Raw genomic sequence first — 18,603 nt, forward strand, 5'->3', positions numbered from 1 at the left:
CAGCTTATCGACGCCCACCTCGTCAATCACTTCCAGCGCGGCGTCAACAAAGTTCTGAGGGTTCAGCGCAGCTTTGGTCATGCCGATCGACTCCTTCGTTTACATATCAGTGAGACTGACAAGGGAATTCAAAAATGCGAATTATATCCGCTGTTACGCGCCATGCCCCCTGCACTATGCCCCCTGCACTATGCCGCCTGCACTATGCCGCCTGGCTCGACGTACTTTGCGATGCTGCCGCCGGCACGGGGTCGAAGGCAACGGGCAACTTCAACAAGGTGTGAGCAAACATGGACGCCAGGAACGGAGCTTCACCGTCCAGCCGAAGATTCTCGGTACGCTGCAGGAATTCCCGAAGCACAATGCGAATTTCGCTGCGCGCCAATTCGCGGCCTATGCAGGCGTGAATGCCGTGGCCAAACGTGAGGTGCTTCTTGCCGTTGCTTCGCTGCAAATCGATGACATCCGGATTCGCAAACACGCGCTCGTCACGATTTCCCGACGCCCACATCAGAAAGATACGGCTACCGACGGGCAGCTTGACGCCGTGCAGCTCCGTATCGCGCTTGACCCACCGGAAATGCCCCTGAAACGCCGCTTCCAGCCGAAATACCTCTTCAATAAAGGCCGGTAACTTGTCCATATCAGCGCGGATTTCCGCCTGCAGATCGGGATTGTCGATCAACATTTTTAGCGCGTTACCCATACTGGTAGCAGAGGAATCACTACCGGCAATCAGAAGTTGCAGGATAGCGCTGACCGCGACCTGGTCGGTCATCGGATTATTCGGATCCAGCGCGGCGCGAACAAAAATACCGCTGAGGTCGTCGCGCGGCTGTCGCTTGGCGATCAGGAACTGCCGCCAGCAATAGCGCACAAATACCATCATTTCAGCGCGACTGTTTGCCAGCTCAGCGGGACTGGCGATACCACTTTGCGTTGCGATGCCATGCACACACCAACCCTTGATCTTTTCGAAGTCATCCTCGGGAAAACCCAGCAGCGATATGATCAGGCGCATAGGCAGTTTCCAACCAAACTCCTGCATGAACTCCACACGGCCAGTGTCGATAAATTCGTCCATCATGCTTTTGCACAATGCCTCCACCTGGCTATCCAGACTTTTGACAAAGCGCGCATTGAGCCCCTTGTGCCCAACCTTGCGCTCGTCCGTGTGCTTGGGTGGATCTGACAAGGCCAACACATTGCAAGGCACCACGCCAAGCTGAGCAAGTGCCTCTATGCGCGCGCCGGCGCGTTCGATGCTTTGCCCCTGACGCAGACCTGCGATAGCGCCCTGATGAGTGGAAGAAAACGTATCGCAATCGCGACTCACTGCGACGATGTCGTCGAAGCGGGAAATACAAAAGATACCATTTGGCAGCTGGTAAACCGGATACTCATCGCGCAGCAATTTGTAGAACGCATAAGGATTCTGAAAACAGGCGTTCTCCAGAGGCCGAAAGTCTTCCGGCACCTTGGGGTTGGCGGGAAGTGGCTGCTCCGGCAGTGACGGCGGCGTGTGTTTACGACGACGCCAGGCACTGAAACGCAACAGATGCTCTATGACAAAGGACAGCGCCAGACGACGACTGTGGAACAGAAAGTTTTGCATGGATAAGTCCCGGCGGAAATGGTCAATACCCGGACAGTTTATCCATTTAGGTTTACTGTGTAAACCTAAATGGATTACATTGATAACCCGCCAGCCCTGGGGCTACTCCAGAGGGCGGAGTTTTCCAGATCGGCAACGCCATTAAAGCAAATCTAGTTATTTTCAAGCTGCAAGCGACGCGCCTCGCCCATGCGTCGCACATACTCCAGGATCTCCTGAGTATTACTGTCGGGGTGCAAAATTCTGGCTTTATACACGGCAATGACTGCCGCCTGTACCGACGGATTGTGCGGGTCAGCTTCCCAGGCCCAGTCAACCAGGTGACATGCGAGACGGACATTGCTGCGCGACAACGCCACCGCCTCAGCCGTCAGGCGTTCCAGCCCGCCAGCCAGCTCGGCAATTTTCTGCCCTTGCTCGCGCAGCGGCGCAGGCGACCAGTTGGATGGCACATCATCCCACCACCCTGCGTATTGTTTTATCAGCATCTTGGATATATCAGCCGGTGTTACGTACTGAACATTCAGGCTGGGATGCTCAGCAAGACGACGGGGCAATTCAACGCTCTGGAATATCTGCTCCCGCGGCAGCGCCGCATTCAAACCAGCCAGCGTGTGCTGAACAATATGGTCCAGCGCGTCGGCCAGAACATGAAAGTTTTCCTGAATAATCGCTGTATCCGTGATGGCATCACCGTGTGCGGGTAACACTACCGCCGGTTGCAATGCCGCCATCTCCCTGAGGGCGACAACCCAGTCCTCTACATAGCGCTGCACCCGCTTGCCATTGCCAGCATTGGGCAGGAAGCCCTGATAATAGTCGGCACTGGCCAACACTTTTCTGCCGGGCACCCACACATACAGCTGATCATCGGTCTCACCGCGATGGTGCTGAAGCACAAAGGTTTCACCACCAACTACCAGTTCCAGCCGGTCCGAAAACGTCTGCGTCGGCCATACCAGGTCCTCCCGGGACTTCGGCAGCTGATCCACCGGCTGACTCATATAGCGGGCCAGCGAGCCACGCAGTCGAATGTAGCGCTCGAACCGAGCTGGCAACGCGTCATGCGCAATAACCTGCGCGTCGGGAGAATCTTCCATCAACGCCCAGGTTCCGTAGGCGTGATCAACATGACCGTGAGTGTATATGATGGTGTGAATGGGCTGCTGACTGACGGACCGGATGGCCTTTAGCAAACCCGGACCTGCCGGTGCCATACCGGTATCCACGACCACCAGCCCCTCCGAGGTCTCAAAAAACACCGCATTGACAATCGGCATACGCACCAGCCAGCTGCCCGTACCAAATTCGTGAACCGAGGTTTTACGCGCAACATCCTCTATCGCATCGTGATGGTGCCGGCCGAACATATTCTGTGCCGCATCGCGCGAAAACTCGCCACCAAAAGCACCTCCCTCGGAAATACGATCAATCAACTCCGGGTTTTCCACCAGCACCAAACGTTCGGCATCACGATCTGCGCTCTGTTTCATGGCCACTGACAGCGCTTTAAAACCGGCATGTTTCAGCGCGACACCAGCACTCTGACCGCTCTGGCCAACCCAATACCCCAACGCTGCCGCGATCAGGGCACACAGCACAGTGACGCTTGCCTTACCGGACATTCTAACCATCTCTATTTCCTCCTCAGTTCCCGACGGGGGTATTCCAAAGCGTTATTGATTTCACGCTTTAAACGCCCTCTATCAACTGTCAGCCTGCTATGCGCAAATGCGTGTCCCAATAGTCCCATAATCGATCAGCATAGGATTCAAGCGGCGGCACCGCGATGTCAGTGCCGCGCAGGGCTGCCTGTGTGTTGGTCGCATCATAAACTGTGTCCCACTGCATCATACGCAGGGCGTCTTCGGGGATACCCACCTTGGCTAATACCGCGCGCCCCGCCGCGGCTACAGGCCTCAGCGATAGCAAACGCGTAAATAATTGACTGTCGGTATTGATTGCTACCTTCTCGCTCAATTGAGGTCCGCCCGCCACGTTGGCAAAGACGTTAGTTATCTGCACCGGACTATAGCCACGGCTATTGGTCAGATGAAAACACTGGCCATCCAGTGCCGGCTGATGAGCGATATGATCAATGGCATTAGCTACGAAATCGACCGGCACCAGATTCAACGCACCCTTGCCTTTTACCCCCGGCAGGGTGAGTACGGCAGGTAATGCCGACAGCTTACGAATGACCGCGAAGCTGTAGTACGGCCCGTCAATTTTATCGATCTCGCCAGTCTGCGAGTGGCCGACAATGCCACTGGGGCGGTAAATCCGCCATGGTAGCGATCGTTCTGCCCGAACAATTCCCTCCGCATCATGCTTGGTCTGAAAATAGGCGTTCGCAAGATTTTCAGCCTCAGGATACATATTTTCGGTAAAGCAGCCCGAATACATCCCGGACACCGCCGTTGAACTGACGTAGTGAAAGCAACCGACCTTTAACTGCTTGGCACAGGCAAGTGCATTTGCTGTTCCTTCAACATTCATCCGTTGCTGTTGCGCGGCTGGGGCTTTCAGGTCGTAGAGTGCAGCGACATGAAAGAAAGCGGAAATCTGGCCGCTTAATTGCTCCCGGTCCAGATCTGACATACCCATTCCGGGTTCGGCAATATCGCCTGCCACCATGCTCAACTGTTCGTTACTGGCCGACAGTTTCTGGCGCAAGGCTTCCAGCTTACCTTCTGATCCCGGCCGCACCAGCAACAAAATACGCGCTCCACGCTGGAGAAGTCGTTCAACTAAAAAACGTCCTAAAAAACCCGTTCCACCTGTCACTAAAATCGTGTTCTGCTTTGAAGTCATAACTAGGCCTCAATATCGGTAAATGACATCGAGGCCATAGCTGCGCGGCTCACCCCAGATGACCGCGCGGTCTGCGTGCGGAAGATTGTCTATGGCACTGACCACATACTCGGTATCGGCCAGGTTTTTACCCCAGAGAGCCGCAGTCAGCACACCACCCCAGAGAGGCATGTCGTAAAGGCCCAAACGGGCGTTTACAAGGTCATAGCTTTCCAAAAAGACCCGCTTGGACACCTCCGAACGGTTAGAGCCGTTGCGGTCATCCATATAGTTATAGCTCACATTCAAGCCTAAACGGCCCCAGCTCCATTCATTAACGGTGTAATCGAGAGCCGCCGTATAGGAATGTTCCGGTGCGGAGCTAAATACAAAGGAATCAGTCACATCTTCGCCGGTATCTGGATCAATCGCGCTGGTCACTTCGGCATCAAGGTAGGCATAGTTGAACATCACCAGTAACCCACGCGAGGCAAGAAAGGTGAGGTCCATTTCGAAGCCATACATTTCTGCTTCGCCGGCGTTAACCACCTGTGTGTCCGCGATCGAATTGCCAATCAGAAAATTTAATTGTATGTCTGTGTATTCACTGGCAAAAATATCTGCGTTTACGCGCAGCCGCCTATCCATTAATTCACTTTTAACACCGAGCTCTACAGACGCAACTTTTTCTTCAGCAAAGCCCCGCTCAAACCGAGCCTGGTCAGGATCACGGGTATTGAAACCACCGCTTTTATATGCCTCGACAAACTTTCCATAGACGTTGGCATTGTCCGACACATCGTATTCGGCAATAAACTCAAAGGAATCGTCTGAAAACTTCTGGTCTGCTTCAGAGTAATAACCTGCGCTTTGTACCGGGCCGGTGCGCGGCGTAGTCGCGATCAGCGCACCTGTGCTGGTCGCCCGCGTTTCTGATTCAACATAGGTCGCCGTTGAATAGTCTTTGGTCGTGTCACGAGAATCTTCCGAGTGACGCGCACCGAAAGTGAGGCGCAGCTTGTCATCGAGAATGGGCAGGGTCCAGGTTGCACGACCAAACAGAGCCAGCGCTTCATTATCTATCGTGAAGAACTGGCTGTTAAAGTTGCTGATAAACGTCGTCGTGGTGGTTGCACCAGTCTCTGTAATGGCTATCGGCCCGGAGAACTGATGATGGGATGGCGCGTTGTCTTCACTGGCAGACTCTTCAAAATAGTAAAGCCCCACGATGTATTCAACGCGTTCACTAAACGCTAGCCCGCTGAGTTGCAATTCATGTGAGCTTTGCTCCTGATCCAGTATGCGGTTAACGCCCGGCACAAAAACACTGCCGTCGCGAGAGCGATAATCGCCATTATCAATACGATAGTTAGGGCTGCCGCTGGCGGGCAGATCAGAATAGGAACCATCGACAAGCTCGCGCGCTGCATAAATATATTTCAGCTCCGCTGCCTCTGAAAGGCTGTATCGGGCAGTCAGACTCCAGCCTTTAATATCACTGAACGACTCCTCCAACGGTGCAAAAGTCGTCATGCTGTCTACCCGGCGATCGGAGTAGGTCATGTACTGTTGAGAGTAGCGGGCCAGACCGGCGTTGATCACCTCACCTGCATTTGTCGGTGTCGGGTTAACCGTCGCCGGCGTAACCCCCTGATAGGCATAGTTGTAGTAATCCAAATCAGCGTCGTCGTATGCAAAATCAAGACTCAGACGATCACTGACGTCCATTGCAAAATCCACTCTGAAACCGGAGACATCTTTATCGCCAAAGTCGCCTCCCGGGCCCTTGTTTTCTATAAAGCCATCTCGCTGCGAGGTCAAATAAGCCAGTTTGACGGCTGAACGCTCTCCCAGCGGCAGGTTTAGCGATGTTTTGCTCGAAAAAAGGTTACGATTGCCAGAGGTAAGTTTCTGTTCGAATTCCAATGCATCGAACGCAGGCCGCTTGGTAATCAGATTGATCGTGCCACCCGTAGAGTTGCGACCATACAATGTTCCCTGAGGTCCACGCAGTACCTCGATGCGCTGCAAATCAGCAATATCCAGTGACAAGCCGGAAGAGCGCGCAATATAGGCGCCATCAATATAGACCCCGACCGGCGGATCCTGCGTCAGCTGCGCATCAATAAGACCAATACCGCGAATGAATATACGCAGTGTTGAGTTGTTGATGGGAAACGGCTCGATAGTGAGACTGGGAACACTGGAACCGATATCAGCCAAATTGCTGATGCCATCTTTTTCCAACTGTTCTTCACCGAATGCTGTCAGCGAGATCGGCGTATCCTGCAGGGACTCTGCTTTCTTTTGCGCTGTAACAATAACTTCTTCCAGCGCAAGTTCTGCCGAAACGGCGGGCGCCATCATCAGTGTGACGCTGATTAATCCAGATAGTTGGCGGAATTTCATCTTTACTTCTCCGATTACGCTTCTGGCTTCGACTTTTCGCGAAGCTGTAATACACACAATGCCACCACGATAAAGTCGATAGCCGTATGAAAATAACTAAAGGGGGTAACATCCTGGGTCAGAATCCGGTAGCTCGCACCCAGCCCGAACAACAAGGGCAGGACAATCCCTAGCCAGAGGCTCCAGCGTTTACCGGTCAACAGGCATCCACCCACCACCAAAAACAACATGCCCGCCAGGGACGAATTCACAAGGTTCGGATCACCGGTTCCATAAATTAACAACTGCGATGGATGGGTAATTCCAGACAGCAGCATAAGACCGGCCGCAATTTTCTGTTTCATAAAATATCCTCGTTATTGTCTGTGGTTGATAAAAATAGGGGATGACCAAGCGCGCTCGTGCACTGGCGCCAAACAGTCATCATTAAAATCCGTTCGATAGTCGCCATAGCAGGGACTTGTCGAGCCATCACTTTGAACCCTTAATGGATCGCCGTTGATAGCCGGGGTCGGAGATTGCAGGGCGCGAACGTAGTAGATGCTGTCGCGCGAAAACGTTTCATCTTCAAATTCGACAATGCAGCCGTGAGCCGAGGGCGGGCACTGCAACACCTTCCAGGGGTCTTCGATCAGTTGCTCTACCGGCTCGCCGGGAACCCTTTGCGGCGTGATTCGAACCACCTCAATGCGCTCGATAGGGTGACGCCGGTCATCCGGGTGGTAACACTCCCCGGCACACAGATAGTCCATTCTCGACGACGACAAAGGTGATTGACCGGGAGCCGGACAACCGGGCTTCTGCACGAAATCGCCGCCCGCACGCACACGAAACCTCGGCGCGGTGCGCAGCGTCGCCTCGCTGCCCATCGGTAGCGTTTGCTCATCATTAATAAGATCAAACCACAGCAGCATACGCGGCCCGCTGGTGCCATAAGCCTCACGACGCTTGAGTGCTGCCCAGATATCCTCGCGCCGCCGACTATCGCTATGTACAGCGACAATCCCTCCGGGATAGCTGAAGCTGCCGGATCGGAAATCAGGAATACCCGAGCCTATATCCACGGTTTCAGGTTGCTGCGGGTCATCGGCTTTGGGCATAGCCATGCGCGCATAAAACTCTGAGCGCAGCCCGGTTGCGAAGGTCATCTTTCGGCGTTCATATTGTTTGTAACCGGTACCCGGTCGCGCCGTGTGATCATCTGTTGACGCAATGAAACCCCATTTGAAGCGCAACGGACGGCCTTCGTCGTCGCGCTCCTCAAAATTTGAGATCGCCATGGCGTATTGAGCGCTGGATGCGGGCCGCAGTGACAGCGATGGCTTGAAACAATCGAGACACTGCCCACACGCCCCCCAATCTTCGACAGTGGCGTCCGGGAAGACCGCGTGCGGATAGGGGCCGGCGCGCACCGCCTTATCGCGCGCATCGCTTACACGCTGATTGCATTCTTCATCGGACAATCCATCGCAACGCTGGCGCATGATTTCACCGGCCTGCCAACAGCAGGGGGTGAAATCGGCTGTTGGCGCAGGGCACTGTGGTTCACCCTTCGCATCAAAATTCACATGCCGCCACGACCGGTATTCCTCGCTGTTGCCATGGCCCGACATCACTTCCAGCAGCCCTTGATTCGCCTTGTGCTGACGGCTGTTCAGCTGCTTGTCCCAACTGGCCCCCGGCGGCGTGTATATTCCCCAGGTATTGCCGTGGGGGATGACGAGATTGTCAAAACCCCAACGGTTGAGCTTGCGAAACAGATCGGCCGGCGTTTCCGCCACCTCATTGCAATAGCCCTCGATATCAGGCCCATCCAGCCCCGGCGGACAATCAGGGATTTTATCGATTCGATCCAGCAACCAACCCAGATCGGAATAGCGACGCCAGTTAAGGGGATCAATAAAACGCAACTTGACCATATTTCGCGTGGTGTCGAGATTACCCACCGTGCTTCCCCGGGGCCGCGCAGTTATCGGACGACTGGGTAATTCGTCTTCGGCCGTACCGGGGAAAATGACATTCTTGTGGCCCCAATGGGATTCCGGGGTGGTGCCGACCTGTGTCCACTCCCAACCGGCAAAGGCAACCAAGTCCGGATTATCAGGATCAAGCACGGAGGCATTGCACTGCCTGACGGTCTCTTTGGTTACGCGCCAGTGTTCTTCTGTCAGATTTTCTGCATGATCATTGAAACTGAAAAAATCAAGGTCCGCGCAATAGCGCGCAAAATCGCAGGCATCCGGCGGCGGGTGAAAGCCCTGCTGGGCCATCACAGGCATTTCCATCGCCATTCCATCAATGGAATACGTGGTGTGGACGTGTAGATCACCAAATAAGATACGCTTGTCTACATTGGCTTTTGGCGACAACTGGCGCGCGGTTTCCGTGCGACGCTGGTCGCGATCGCGCAATTCATCGAGGGCTTTGCCACTGCCAGCAATCTCACCCGATGGTTGATCACTACCACCACAGCCACCTAATACACTGATGGCCAGCAAACCCGCAATCATGGCCTCGCGTAAGCAACGCATCATCTTATTCATAGAATCGCACCGCAGTGTCAATTGCCGCACGGTCCGTCTCGCACTTTGCACTGGCATGGGAGGGGTCCGGGTAGCCGAAAGACAGCCCAAACAACAGACGCCATGATGCCGGTAGCGATAATGCTTCGCGCACAATGTGGGGCTGGAAACTCAAGGCCGTCTGGGGGCACGACGCTAGACCATGCGCGGCGAGTGACAGCATGACGGTTTGTGCGTACATCCCCAGATCAGCGGCTTCACGAATCCCAAAAGGCTCAGGCAAAAAGAAAAACGCTGCATGCGGTGCATCGAAAAACGAAAAGTTGCGCATAAACGCGTTGTGGCGCGATGCCTTGTCTTCACGAGCAATACCCATTGCGCTGTACAGGGCATTGGCTGACGCGTGTTGACGCTCCCGATAAATGCCTTCGTAGACACCGTCGTAAGGAAAGTCAGGCTGCAGGTCGCCCGACATCATGGCATCACTCAGGCGCTGTCCGAGCTTCTTCAAACGCTCACCAGACACAACCGCCACCTGCCACGGCTGAGTGTTGCAGTTAGATGGTGCACGCTGCGCCTGAGTAAAGATCTGCCGCAGTACGTCTTCATCGACACGCTGAGGGCGGTAGCCACGGATGGACCGCCTCTGCTGCACTAACTCAAGAAGGGTCTGTTGAGATGTCATGGGAAAAACTCCTTAGGCTGAAGCGCTCGACGCGCTCAGAAACAGGCTAATAAACCAGGCCAATGCCTCATACCAAACACGCTTGATAGCCAGCAGCCATGCGGGTGTGTTGCGTAGGTCATGGTCTTCATGGGCTTCTTCGATCAGATAGGTGTGAATGGCGTCGATCTCATCGTCGCTGAGCACCTCGCCAAAGTCGGGCATACCCAGCGCCTGATAAACGCCATCGCCAACAATACGGGCAAACAGCTCATGGGTAGGCGTATTCATATGCCGTAGATCAGGTAAGGTGCCGCCACTGATCGCACCAACTCCGTGACAATAGGCGCAGTTTTCCGCGTACAGCGCTCGCCCCTGATCAATTCGCGCGGTATCCGTTGGGCGCAGCTGAGGCGGCTCCGGGATCGGCTCTCGGGGGGGCAGCTCGGGCAATGTTTTCGCAGCACCGAGTTTAAACGTTAGAAACCGGCTCTTGGGGGCGAGCGTCGAAGGTTTGACACCGGACATCAAACCAAACGCACCACCACCGCCTACAGCAATCGTCACATACTGCTCACCGTCGAGCTCATAGCTCACTGGCGCCGCGAGTACTGGAGACTGGGTGTGATATTCCCACAGTATTTCACCGCTACCGGCGTGGTAGGCAACAAAGCGTGCATCCCCGTTGCCCTGGAATACCAGATCCCCCGCCGTCGCCAGCACTCCGCCATTCCAGGCAGTGGGCAGCGGCACTTCCCAGGCCGGCTTGCCGGCCTTGACGTCCCATGCCAGCAGGAAGCCCTGCGAAATTCTGCGACTGATGGCGCGGTGCAGCAGCTCATTACCGGGAGGCGACTCGCGGCGATCCGTTCCCTGATTGCGCCATCCCGGTTTATAGACAAAGGTTTCCGGTTCAACATAGATAAAAGGCGCTTCCATCTTCGGGATAAACATCCACTCACGCTCTGGATCCCACGCCATCGGCTGCCAGTTGTGCGCTCCGCCGCCACCCGGTTTAACCGTGGCTTTCCCGCCGGCATAATCCTGACCGGGATTCTCGACTGGGCGTCCGGTTTCAAGATCGTAGTGACTGGCCCAGGTAACCTCTGCAAAAGGCTCCGCGGAAAGCAATTCACCGGTTTCCCGGTCGAGAATCATGAAAAATCCACTTTTGGGGGCCTGCATCAGCACTTTTCGAGGCCGCCCTTGCCAGCTGATATCGGCCAGCACCATGTGCTGGGTGGCGGTGTAATCCCAGGTTTCCGCCGGCACCACCTGATAGTGCCAAACGTATTCACCAGTAGCGGGTCGGAGCGCCACAATGGAAGCCAGATAGAGATTGTCGCCGCCACCGGGGCTGCGAATACGGCGATTCCAGGGTGAGCCGTTGCCGACACCAATGTAGAGCAGGTCGAGCTCGGGGTCGTAGGCCATGTGATCCCACACCGTGCCACCACCGCCATAACGCCACCACTCGCCGTTCCAAGTCGTTGCTGCTTTCGCCATGGCGTCACTTTCAAATCCGTCTTCCGGGTTTCCCGGCACGGTATGAAAGCGCCACAGCAAATTTCCGCTCGCCGCCTCGTAGGCACTGACATAACCCCGCACGCCATATTCGGCGCCGCCATTGCCAATCACCACTCGACCGTCTATGACCCGCGGCGCGCCGGTAATGCTGTAGGGTTTGGACTGATCGACGGTGACAACTTCCCACAGCCGCTCACCGCTATCTGCGGCCAGTGCAATAAGGCGACCATCAAGGGTGCCGACAAATACTCGACCGTCGGCGACCGCTACCCCGCGGTTCACCACATCACAACAAAAGGTTCCCGCGCGCTCCCGCGGTACCCGCGGGTCATACTCCCAGAGCAGTGCACCGCTGCGGGCGTCAAGTGCGTAAACCACGCTCCAGGTGCCGCTGACATACATCACGCCATTCACGACAATCGGCGTCGCCTCCAATGCGCGGTCGGTCTTATCCTCAAAAAACCACGCCAGGCCTAATTGGTTTACGTTCTCGGCATTCACGGAGGTCAGCGGGCTGTAGCGCTGCTCGCCAGTGTCACGGCCATGCAGGGCCCAATCCGTTCGTGAATCGGCGACAGCCCAGCCAGTCAGCACCAACAGCAGAATGGGTCTTAATACTCGAAATATAGTCATCGGACGACCTCCCGCTCGAGTTGTGCCAGCACAAACTGTGCGACCTGCTCCGGCTGCTCAGGCAAAATTGCGTGCCCGGCGCCCGCTAACGCGACGACGGCGACACGATCCGGCAGCTGTTGTTTCAGCTTATGCCCACCCTCTTGGGCGGCTGCATCGTGCTCCGGTTGAAGAATGGAAATAGGCGTATCAGATCCTGCATGCACCCACTGTGCTTTCGGGGTATTGGCCGTCGCGTAGGCCTGCGCCAGGCCCGCCCTGGGATACCAGCCCCGCATCCAGGCGTCAGGCGGTGTGGCACCGGGCGCAAAAAAGGCCTGCTTCAAGGCCTCCTCCCGCCGCCCTTCCGGCATGATTGACAGCATGACAGTAAAGATGGCGTTGCGCGTTTCAGGAGGCGGCGCACTATCACCGGCCGCCAGCAGAACCAGTTGGGACACTCGCTCGGGGTGGCGCGCCGCAAATGCGCGGGCAACACGATTGCCAAACGCGTGTCCTACCAGCGCAACCGGCTCGGCATGCGACAGGGAATCGAGGACAAAGGCGAGATCTTCAGCGTAGTCAAACAGTAACGGACCGGATTCGGGCAAGCTAGACCCACCAACACCGCGAGCTTCCAGCCGTATGGTCTGGAAACCGGCATCTGCCAGCGATTGCGCCAAAGCATTAAAATCGGATACCGAGCGGGCGAAACTGGCCAGCAACACCACCACCGGCCCCTGCGGCGGCCCAAGCCGGTAAACCTCCAGCGACTGTCCGCTGCGAGTCATCAGAAGACGCTCACCGTTGGCCGCCACAGCCGGGTTGTCGCGGAGCGATAGCTGTACCAGCAGCCCTGCGATCAGGACGAGCGCCAGTGCGCCGAGTAGCAGTTTCTTTATCATGGTCGCCGCCTTTCGGTTAATTCACCATAACCATAGGTCAGCGGCTGAAAACAACCCAGCGAATGTGAAAGGAATGAAAGCGATAAAACTTAAGCTATTGTTTAGTATAGCCTTTTAATTTTCTGAATTGTGTTGGCGTTTTGCCGACACGCTTCTTGAAATGACCGTTAAAGACATTCTGGCTGTTGAATCCAGCGCGCAGAGCCACCTCGGAAACGGTCATATCCGGCTCCGACAGAAGCAGGGTTTTGGCGTACTCCACCCGATGACGGTTGATATAATCGAAGAAGCTCTCCCCCGCCCGTGAGTTGATCGTCTGACTCAGATAATTTGCCCGGGTACCAACCATACGCGCAATATCCGCCAACTTGATACCTGGCTGCAGATACGGGGCCGCACTTTCCATACAGGCCTGCAATTTGCGCCAGATACTTTCCATCTGCTCGTCACCCAGACCGGATTTCTGGTATTTCTCACCATGCTCCCCGAGTTCGGGCTGGCCCTGCATCTCAGGTAAGCCCGCAGCTACGGCAGCCCCCTCGGACTGGTCGAAGATCAGTGGCTGACGCAAACCTCGCAGCCCCATGTAGTAAATCAAGGCCACACTGAACACAACGGAATATGCGGAACGCGGACCTATATCGAGCAAAGCAAAGGCGCGATAAAGCTCACCGAAAAAGCTGAACGACGCGATCGTCAGGCAGAACCAGACCAGCATCCTTAACCAGTCAAGATTGATGCTCTCCAGCGCGGAAAAGCGCTCTCGAATGGAGCGGTGATAGCGCTTGAGCATACGCAGACACAACGAGGAATAGATACCCAGTGACAAAAATACCGGGGTCGACGCCAAAATGACTCGGGTGCGAATCTCATCCGGCAACGCATTAAAGTGGTTATAACCACTCAAGTCCAACGGCAGAACCGGACCACCGGGCAACATCAGCAGGGCTGCCAGCGGAATCGGCAGAAAGTGCCAGGCATCCCTCAATGCCAATCGATTCTCGGGCACAGTCAGCAGGCGCACATAGAAAAACAGTAAAGGACCTATGGCATAACTAAGGTGCAGCAGGGAAAATACTGCAACATTAAACCGCTCAGCATGGAAAGACTGGTACTCGAGCGCGAGCAGAAACAGACGCAGGCTCAGAACCCCGATAAACAGCGCAAGCACCCGGTTAGCAGCGCGATTACCATGCCCAACGCTGAGCACCGCGAACACCAGCATCAGCCCCTGGGCCGCACCCAATTGCGCTAGCGTGGCCATGGTCGGCATGATTATTAACGCCCCGCCACCATCGCGCGGTTCTGTTCGCCCGCGATAAATACAACCTGCTCACCGGCATCTAGCGCCTGCAAACTTTCCGTCACGACAGCCTCGCTGGTCATCCACATCTCCGCCGGGATGCTATTTTTGTCAAAATTATCGAACTCGTCGCGACCGTGAAAATCCGTGTGGGTAAAGCCGGGACACAGACTCTGCACGCGTATATTGTCGCGGGCTACTTCTTTCTGCAGCGATTCGGAGAACGTATTGAGGAAGGCTTTGCTTGCGACGTAGACGGCAATATCCTTCATTGGGAAAAAAGCACCCAGCGACGAGAGGTTGATAATACTACCCCCGCCGGCCTCCTTCATATAAGGAATGACGGCGCGACTGAGCCGCAACGTCGCAGATATATGTAAGTCCACCATTTTCTGCTGCAGCGCCAAATCAGTGTCGACAAAAGGACCGTTTGTGCCGAAGCCGGCGTTGTTGACCAGAATCGTGACCGGCCCCTGCTGACGAATCTTTTCAACAACCTTAGTCAAACCTAATTCGGTCGTCAGGTCTTCAGCCACAACAACGGTTTCAAGACCTTTCTCCCGCAGGGAGGACGCTACGTCCTCCAGCAGCGCACGCCGACGCCCGACAAGGATGATTTTGCGACAGCGCTCCGCCAGTTGGCGACAAAATTCCGCCCCCAAGCCAGAGGAAGCCCCTGTTACCAACGCTATTGCCTTGTCAGTCATGTCGCTAAACTCCGTCAATTCATTATTTTCAATTCGGTGACGCAGTTTACTGCCCTATGCAATATTCTGCACCGCCTGTGCTAAAATTCGAAAAATTTTCATCACGATGACTGCCCCATGGCAAAAGCCAAAAAGCAAAATTTCGAAGAATCTCTCGCTGAACTCGAAGCAATCGTTGAACGGATGGAATCCGGCGAGCTAAGCCTGGAAGCCTCTCTGGATGCCTTTGAAAATGGCATGAAACTCAGCAAAGAAGCACAGGCAGCGCTGACTGCCGCCGAACTGAAAGTGCAAAAATTGACCGAACAGCAGGGCGAACTGCATCTGGACGAGTTCGACCCTGAAGCATGAGTGCCCCGTTTACCGAGTATTTCAGCGATTGCCAGCACCGCATCGAAAGCGCTCTGCCCAGACTGATTGGAAAACCTGCATCTGAGTATTCCAAAGCGGCGTCTCCGGCACTGACGCCGCTTTTTGAGGCGCTGCACTACAGCACCATGAACGGTGGCAAACGGGTGCGCCCGCTGCTGGTGTATGCCAGCGCGCTTGCCATCAACCCCGGCTTTGCCAACGATGATGCACTGGATTACATCGCTGCAGCCATCGAGTGCATTCATGCCTATTCGCTAGTGCACGACGATCTGCCTGCCATGGACGACGACGACCTGCGTCGTGGCAAACCCACCTGCCATATTGCGTTTGACGAAGCCACGGCTATTCTCGCCGGCGACGCATTGCAGTCCCTCGCGTTTGAGCTGCTGGCAAATGCACCCAATATTCCGGCCGATCGCCAGGTCAGCCTCATCAAAACACTGGCCGCTGCCGCCGGGGCCCGGGGAATGGTTGGCGGACAGGCCATTGATTTGGCAGCTGTAAATAAGCATCCAGAGCTCACACTACTGGAAAACATGCACCAGCTGAAAACTGGAGCCCTGCTGCGCGCAAGCATAAACATGGGCGCCCAATACGCCGGCGCAAGCGGTGCGCAATTGCGGCAGTTGGACAGCTTTGGTCACGCAATCGGCCTCGCCTTTCAAGTACAGGATGACATTCTCGACCTGGAGAGCAGTACCGAGGTACTCGGCAAGACCCAGGGCGCTGATTTGGCCCGTAACAAGCCTACTTACCCTGCCCTCATGGGGCTCGACGGTGCCAAACAGCACGCCCAATCGCTGTTTGCCCAAGCCTTGGCAGCGATAGAGGGTTTCGACAGCCGGGCCGACAGGCTCCGGCAACTGGCCGAATTCATCATTCAACGCAAACACTGAAGCTCACGAACTCCGCGTTGGGGCCGCGCACGGCAAGGTCAGCCGCAAGAGTACTACTATGTGAACTTTCAGTTACAATACGCCCCCTGAAGGACCAACCCGGCACAGGTGCACATGTTTAAAGAAATACCGCTCAAGCGCCCCACAACCCCATTGCTTGACGGCATCACAGCCCCTGCGGATCTGCGCAATCTGGACGAGGAACAGCTGACCGAGCTGGCCACCCAACTGCGCGAATACCTGCTGTACACCGTGGGTCGCACCGGGGGTCATTTTGGCGCCGGCCTTGGCGTGGTGGAGCTCACCCTCGCCCTGCATTATGTCTACAACACTCCTGACGATCGCCTGGTATGGGACGTAGGTCACCAGTGTTACCCTCATAAAATCATTACCGGCCGCCGCGAGCAGATGCACACCATGCGGATGGCCGATGGCCTGGCCGGCTTCCCCAAACGCGCCGAAAGTGAATACGACACCTTTGGCGTCGGCCACTCCAGCACCAGTATCAGCGCAGCGCTGGGCATGGCACTTGCCGCGCGTCAAAAAGGTGAAGACCGACGCACCGTTGCCGTGATTGGCGATGGCGCCATGACGGCGGGCATGGCTTTCGAAGCGATCAACCACGCTGCTCACTGCAGGGCCGACATGTTGGTAGTGCTCAACGACAACCAGATGTCGATCTCGAAAAACGAAGGCGGTCTCAACACCTACTTTTCGAAAATCTGGGCGTCCAAGGTTTACAACAATATTCGCAGCGGCGGCAAGGAGATCCTGGCCAAGTTACCGGGTAATCCCAAGGAGCTGGTGGGTCGGCTGGAAGAATACATGAAAGGTATGGTCGCCCCCGCCACGCTTTTTGAAGAACTGGGTTTTAACTACATAGGCCCGATCGACGGCCACGATCTCGACGTACTGGTACCGACCATCCGCAATATGCGTGAACTGGAAGGCCCGCAATTGCTCCACATTATCACCCGCAAGGGGAAGGGCTTTGAGCCAGCTGAAAAGGACCCTATTGGTTACCACGCCATTACCAAGATAGAGCCGAGTCCCGTCCAGCCCAAAGCGGTGAAAAAACCCAAGGGGCCCAAATACCAGAAGGTCTTCGGCGACTGGCTGTGCGACACCGCGACGGTCGATCAACGGCTGGTTGGCATTACTCCCGCCATGTGCGAAGGCTCGGGCATGGTTGAGTTCGCCGAGCGTTTTAGCGATCGCTACTACGATGTGGCCATTGCTGAACAGCATGCTCTCACCCTCGCAGCGGGCATGGCGTGCGAAGGCCTTAAACCGGTTGTCGCAATCTACTCCACCTTTTTGCAACGCGCCTACGACCAGCTAATTCACGACATCGCGCTGCAGGATTTGGATGTCACCTTTGGCATCGACCGCGCGGGACTAGTTGGCGAAGATGGCCCAACCCACGCCGGCGCCTTTGATCTGAGCTACTTGCGCTGCATACCCAACATGGTGGTCATGGCGCCGTCGGATGAAAATGAGACCCGCCAATTGCTCTATACAGGCTACTGTTACAGCGGCCCTGCAGCCATCCGCTACCCACGTGGCACCGGACCGGGCGCACTCATTGAACGGGAAATGCGCGAGCTGCCAATTGGCAAAGGCACCATAAAGCGTGAGGGTAAAAATATCGCCCTGCTGAATTTCGGAACGCTGCTGCCCGCTGCAATTGCGGCAGCCGACAGACTTGATGCCAGTGTTGCCGACATGCGCTTTGTCAAACCCCTGGACGAGGCACTGATTCTGGAGCTGGCCGACCAGCACGATTTACTCGTTACCCTGGAAGAAAATGCCATCGCCGGCGGGGCTGGCAGCGCGGTTAATGAGTTTTTGCATACCTCTGGTCGAAACAATGCCGTATTAAACCTTGGTCTGCCGGACGAATTCACCGACCACGGCAAACACGAGACCATGCTCGCTGCGTGCGGGCTCGACGCCGATGGTATCTTTGCATCCATTGCCCGCTTGTTGGACGAATCCAACCAGGTCCTCGCAGTTAAAACCTGAACCCGGCCTAACTGCTAACGTTTAGACTTTGGCGCAAGTGGTTTTCGCACCAACGGCCAGAACAACTCCTCAGCCCAGTGCAGTCTTCCGGAATGGGGCAACCCGATTCTGGGCTGTCGGGCCCGTGGAATTTTGCCGGTGCCAAATAGCGTATCCCAAAGAAAAAACACAACCGCATAGTTGCCCCGAGGGTTTGCGCCGCGCCCCATGCCGTGATGGGCGTGGTGGGTATCAGGCGTCGTAATGACGCGGC

Annotated in this window: 15 protein-coding genes; 3 read left to right on the forward strand and 12 right to left on the reverse strand. The window is 55.7% G+C overall.

Annotated features, from left to right (window positions below; translation table 11 throughout):
- Positions 1–202: 202 nt before the first annotated feature.
- The 11 genes from AC222A_RS15925 to AC222A_RS15975 all read right to left on the reverse strand — a co-directional run bounded on the left by AC222A_RS15925 (position 203) and on the right by AC222A_RS15975 (position 15,057).
- The gene (locus AC222A_RS15925; RefSeq protein ID WP_486775241.1) at positions 203–1,615 is read right to left on the reverse strand and encodes a cytochrome P450; all 1,413 of its coding nucleotides are present in this window, start codon (positions 1,613–1,615) and stop codon (positions 203–205) included.
- Positions 1,616–1,767: 152 nt separating this feature from the next.
- Positions 1,768–3,249 carry an MBL fold metallo-hydrolase gene (locus tag AC222A_RS15930; RefSeq protein ID WP_372759396.1) on the reverse strand — a complete coding sequence of 494 codons (1,482 nt, stop codon included), beginning with the start codon at positions 3,247–3,249 and terminating at the stop codon, positions 1,768–1,770.
- Positions 3,250–3,328: 79 nt separating this feature from the next.
- The gene (locus tag AC222A_RS15935) at positions 3,329–4,429 is read right to left on the reverse strand and encodes an SDR family oxidoreductase (protein ID WP_486775242.1); all 1,101 of its coding nucleotides are present in this window, start codon (positions 4,427–4,429) and stop codon (positions 3,329–3,331) included.
- A 9-nt stretch (positions 4,430–4,438) separates the two neighbouring features.
- On the reverse strand, positions 4,439–6,817 hold the full coding sequence (locus tag AC222A_RS15940) for a TonB-dependent receptor (protein WP_372749767.1): 2,379 nt from the start codon (positions 6,815–6,817) through the stop codon (positions 4,439–4,441).
- Between the two features lie 14 nt (positions 6,818–6,831).
- Positions 6,832–7,161 carry a hypothetical protein gene (locus tag AC222A_RS15945; protein WP_372749768.1) on the reverse strand — a complete coding sequence of 110 codons (330 nt, stop codon included), beginning with the start codon at positions 7,159–7,161 and terminating at the stop codon, positions 6,832–6,834.
- Between the two features lie 12 nt (positions 7,162–7,173).
- A complete protein-coding gene (locus AC222A_RS15950; protein ID WP_486775243.1) occupies positions 7,174–9,360 on the reverse strand; it encodes a DUF3604 domain-containing protein in 2,187 nt (728 codons plus the stop codon).
- The gene (locus tag AC222A_RS15955) at positions 9,353–10,024 is read right to left on the reverse strand and encodes a nitroreductase (protein WP_372749274.1); all 672 of its coding nucleotides are present in this window, start codon (positions 10,022–10,024) and stop codon (positions 9,353–9,355) included. The genes AC222A_RS15950 and AC222A_RS15955 overlap by 8 nt, the downstream gene beginning before the upstream one ends.
- Positions 10,025–10,036: 12 nt before the next feature.
- Positions 10,037–12,163, reverse strand: a complete 2,127-nt coding sequence (locus tag AC222A_RS15960) for a PQQ-dependent dehydrogenase, methanol/ethanol family (protein WP_372810145.1) — start codon at positions 12,161–12,163, stop codon at positions 10,037–10,039.
- Complete coding sequence (locus AC222A_RS15965) at positions 12,160–13,047, reverse strand: alpha/beta fold hydrolase (RefSeq protein ID WP_486775244.1); 888 nt, start codon at positions 13,045–13,047, stop codon at positions 12,160–12,162. The genes AC222A_RS15960 and AC222A_RS15965 overlap by 4 nt, the downstream gene beginning before the upstream one ends.
- Before the next feature lie 94 nt (positions 13,048–13,141).
- Positions 13,142–14,320, reverse strand: coding sequence for an AraC family transcriptional regulator (locus AC222A_RS15970; RefSeq protein ID WP_372782966.1), 1,179 nt, complete (start codon positions 14,318–14,320; stop codon positions 13,142–13,144).
- A gap of 5 nt (positions 14,321–14,325) precedes the next feature.
- A complete protein-coding gene (locus AC222A_RS15975) occupies positions 14,326–15,057 on the reverse strand; it encodes an SDR family NAD(P)-dependent oxidoreductase (protein ID WP_372748630.1) in 732 nt (243 codons plus the stop codon).
- Between the two features lie 117 nt (positions 15,058–15,174).
- Here AC222A_RS15975 and AC222A_RS15980 point away from each other — a divergent pair, with 117 nt between their 5' ends.
- The 3 genes from AC222A_RS15980 (at position 15,175) to dxs (ending at position 18,350) form a co-directional block, all read left to right on the forward strand.
- Positions 15,175–15,408 (forward strand): exodeoxyribonuclease VII small subunit, encoded by a 234-nt coding sequence (locus AC222A_RS15980; RefSeq protein WP_372748631.1) that lies wholly within the window; start codon positions 15,175–15,177, stop codon positions 15,406–15,408.
- The gene (locus AC222A_RS15985) at positions 15,405–16,325 is read left to right on the forward strand and encodes a polyprenyl synthetase family protein (protein ID WP_372748632.1); all 921 of its coding nucleotides are present in this window, start codon (positions 15,405–15,407) and stop codon (positions 16,323–16,325) included. Before AC222A_RS15980 ends, AC222A_RS15985 begins: the two co-directional genes overlap by 4 nt.
- A 114-nt stretch (positions 16,326–16,439) precedes the next feature.
- A complete protein-coding gene (gene dxs, locus AC222A_RS15990) occupies positions 16,440–18,350 on the forward strand; it encodes a 1-deoxy-D-xylulose-5-phosphate synthase (protein ID WP_372748633.1) in 1,911 nt (636 codons plus the stop codon).
- Positions 18,351–18,364: 14 nt separating this feature from the next.
- Here dxs and AC222A_RS15995 read toward each other — a convergent pair.
- Positions 18,365–18,603, reverse strand: a 239-nt coding sequence (locus tag AC222A_RS15995) for a sterol desaturase family protein (protein WP_486775245.1), incomplete at its 5' end; no start/stop codon positions are given.

The organism is Litorivivens sp. (genome assembly GCF_057445395.1).

What these genes read in the sequence shown, in the direction of transcription:
- AC222A_RS15930 (WP_372759396.1), bottom strand. Translation starts at nt 3,249, where the DNA reads ATGGTTAGAATGTCCGGTAAGGCAAGCGTCACTGTGCTGTGTGCCCTG.
- AC222A_RS15945 (WP_372749768.1), bottom strand. Translation starts at nt 7,161, where the DNA reads ATGAAACAGAAAATTGCGGCCGGTCTTATGCTGCTGTCTGGAATTACC.
- dxs (WP_372748633.1), top strand. Translation starts at nt 16,440, where the DNA reads ATGTTTAAAGAAATACCGCTCAAGCGCCCCACAACCCCATTGCTTGAC.
- AC222A_RS15925 (WP_486775241.1), bottom strand. Translation starts at nt 1,615, where the DNA reads ATGCAAAACTTTCTGTTCCACAGTCGTCGTCTGGCGCTGTCCTTTGTC.
- AC222A_RS15965 (WP_486775244.1), bottom strand. Translation starts at nt 13,047, where the DNA reads ATGATAAAGAAACTGCTACTCGGCGCACTGGCGCTCGTCCTGATCGCA.
- AC222A_RS15955 (WP_372749274.1), bottom strand. Translation starts at nt 10,024, where the DNA reads ATGACATCTCAACAGACCCTTCTTGAGTTAGTGCAGCAGAGGCGGTCC.
- AC222A_RS15935 (WP_486775242.1), bottom strand. Translation starts at nt 4,429, where the DNA reads ATGACTTCAAAGCAGAACACGATTTTAGTGACAGGTGGAACGGGTTTT.
- AC222A_RS15985 (WP_372748632.1), top strand. Translation starts at nt 15,405, where the DNA reads ATGAGTGCCCCGTTTACCGAGTATTTCAGCGATTGCCAGCACCGCATC.
- AC222A_RS15940 (WP_372749767.1), bottom strand. Translation starts at nt 6,817, where the DNA reads ATGAAATTCCGCCAACTATCTGGATTAATCAGCGTCACACTGATGATG.
- AC222A_RS15980 (WP_372748631.1), top strand. Translation starts at nt 15,175, where the DNA reads ATGGCAAAAGCCAAAAAGCAAAATTTCGAAGAATCTCTCGCTGAACTC.
- AC222A_RS15950 (WP_486775243.1), bottom strand. Translation starts at nt 9,360, where the DNA reads ATGAATAAGATGATGCGTTGCTTACGCGAGGCCATGATTGCGGGTTTG.
- AC222A_RS15975 (WP_372748630.1), bottom strand. Translation starts at nt 15,057, where the DNA reads ATGACTGACAAGGCAATAGCGTTGGTAACAGGGGCTTCCTCTGGCTTG.
- AC222A_RS15970 (WP_372782966.1), bottom strand. Translation starts at nt 14,320, where the DNA reads ATGCCGACCATGGCCACGCTAGCGCAATTGGGTGCGGCCCAGGGGCTG.
- AC222A_RS15960 (WP_372810145.1), bottom strand. Translation starts at nt 12,163, where the DNA reads ATGACTATATTTCGAGTATTAAGACCCATTCTGCTGTTGGTGCTGACT.